Source organism: Schwartzia sp. (in: firmicutes), from assembly GCF_978017985.1.
In genome coordinates, this window is record NZ_CDXDFU010000168.1 from 1 (window position 1) to 2,158 (window position 2,158).

Sequence of the window (2,158 nt, forward strand, 5' to 3'; positions counted from 1 at the left end):
GCGCTCGTTGGTTCTGCGGAAGCTGACCCGGCAAACGGCAAAATCTCCAACGAGTCCCCGGTTGGCGCTGCTATCCTCGGACATAAGGTCGGTGAGGTTGTATCCGTACACGCACCGGCAGGCGTACTGGAATACAAGATTATCAAGATCAAAAAATAAGGGGTAAGACAAGTGGCAAATAACGAAAACAAGAATCAGCCGCAGGGGGAGCAGGATCTCAATGAGATGATGCAGCTCCGCCGCGATAAGATAAAGACTTTCGAAGATATGGGCGTTGCACCATTCGGCCACCGCTTTGAGGTTACGCACCATACATCGGATATCCGCGAAAAATTTGATGAGCTTGAGGGAGAAGAAGACGGACCTATCGTAAAAATGGCAGGCCGCCTCACAGCAAAACGCGGACATGGCAAAGCAAGCTTCGCTGAGCTCCTTGACGTAGAGGGAAAAATTCAGCTCTACTTCAAGATTGATGTTCTTGGCGAAGAAAAATATGCACAGTACAAGCTCCTTGATATCGGCGATATCGTCGGAATCGAAGGACGTGTTTTCAAATCCCAGCGCGGAGAAATCACGGTACGCGTGGAGACTTTCGACCTTCTGTCGAAATCCCTGCGTCCGCTGCCGGAGAAATTCCATGGTCTTAAGGACGTAGACCTGCGTTATCGTCAGCGTTATCTCGATCTCATTGTAAATCCTGAGGTTCGCGATACTTTCCGCAAACGTACACGCATTATTCAGGAGGTTCGCCGTTATCTGGACGAACGCGGTTATCTTGAGGTTGAGACGCCGGTTCTTTCCACGATTGCAGGCGGTGCTGCGGCCCGTCCGTTCATCACGCACCACAACTCGCTGGATATTGACCTCTACCTCCGTATCGCTACGGAGCTTTCCCTGAAACGTCTTGTTGTCGGCGGACTTGAGCGTGTATATGAGCTTGGACGTGTATTCCGCAACGAGGGCATGGATGTCCGTCATAATCCGGAATTCACTTCCATCGAGTTCTATCAGGCTTATGCTGATTACGAAGAAATGATGGATATAACCGAGGGTATTGTTCTCGCTGCTGCGCAGAATGTTCTCGGAACTACTAAAATAACTTACGAAGGCACGGAAATCGACCTGGCAAACGTACGCCGCATCAGCATGAATGATGCAGTGAAAGAGGCTACGGGTAAAGACTTCCTCAGCGCAAAGACGGTTGAAGAAGCACGTGCTATGGCTGATGAAATCGGTGTCAAATATGAGGAACGCCACGGTATCGGCGGAATCCTTAACGAAGCATTTGAAGCTACGGTTGAGGAAAAACTCATTCAGCCGACTTTTATCACACAGCATCCGACGGAAATCTCTCCGCTTGCAAAACGCAATCCGGAGAACCCGATGGTTACAGACCGTTTTGAATTCTTCATCTACGGCCGCGAGCTGGCAAACGGCTTTACGGAGCTTAATGACCCGATTGACCAGCGTCAGCGCTTCGTAGACCAGATGAAGCAGCGTGAAGCAGGAGACGACGAGGCTCATGTAATGGATGAGGACTTCGTAACGGCTCTCGAATACGGACTTCCGCCTACAGGCGGTGTCGGTATCGGTATCGACCGTCTTGTTATGTTCCTGACGGACAGCCCGTCCATCCGCGACGTTCTGCTGTTCCCGACGATGAAGCCGCTGGCTTCGGATAAGAGCGCACAGAGCGCTGTACGCGCAGCAGCTCCTGCAGCTGAAAAGGCACCTGAGCCGATTGATTTCTCCAAGGTTGAAATCGAGCCGCTGTTTGAGGACATGGTTGATTTCGAGACATTCTCGAAATCCGATTTCCGCGCAGTTAAGGTAAAGGCATGTGAGGCTGTCAAGAAGTCGAAAAAGCTCCTGCAGTTCACTCTTGATGACGGCACGGGCAAAGACCGCACGATTCTCTCCGGTATTCACGCATACTATGAACCGGAAGAGCTTATCGGCAAGACGCTTATCGCTATCGTCAATCTCCCGCCGCGCGCAATGATGGGTATTGACTCCTGCGGCATGCTCCTTTCCGCAGTACATAAAGAAGAGGGCGAAGAAAAGCTGCACCTTCTTATGGTTGATGACCATATCCCTGCAGGCGCAAAGCTTTACTAAGGGTATAAAAGTTAAAGGACAGGATTCTTTCACAGAATCC

2 protein-coding genes are annotated in these 2,158 nt (G+C 50.8%); both read left to right on the forward strand.

The annotated features are described in order from the left end of the window. Positions 1–159: GreA/GreB family elongation factor (locus ACY69O_RS07550; protein ID WP_462332858.1), on the forward strand; the 159-nt coding region annotated here is incomplete at its 5' end. A 66-nt stretch (positions 160–225) separates the two neighbouring features. Further along, a complete protein-coding gene (lysS, locus tag ACY69O_RS07555) occupies positions 226–2,118 on the forward strand; it encodes a lysine--tRNA ligase (RefSeq protein ID WP_462332859.1) in 1,893 nt (630 codons plus the stop codon). Positions 2,119–2,158 lie beyond the last annotated feature (40 nt).

What these genes read in the sequence shown, in the direction of transcription:
- lysS (WP_462332859.1), top strand. Translation starts at nt 226, where the DNA reads ATGATGCAGCTCCGCCGCGATAAGATAAAGACTTTCGAAGATATGGGC.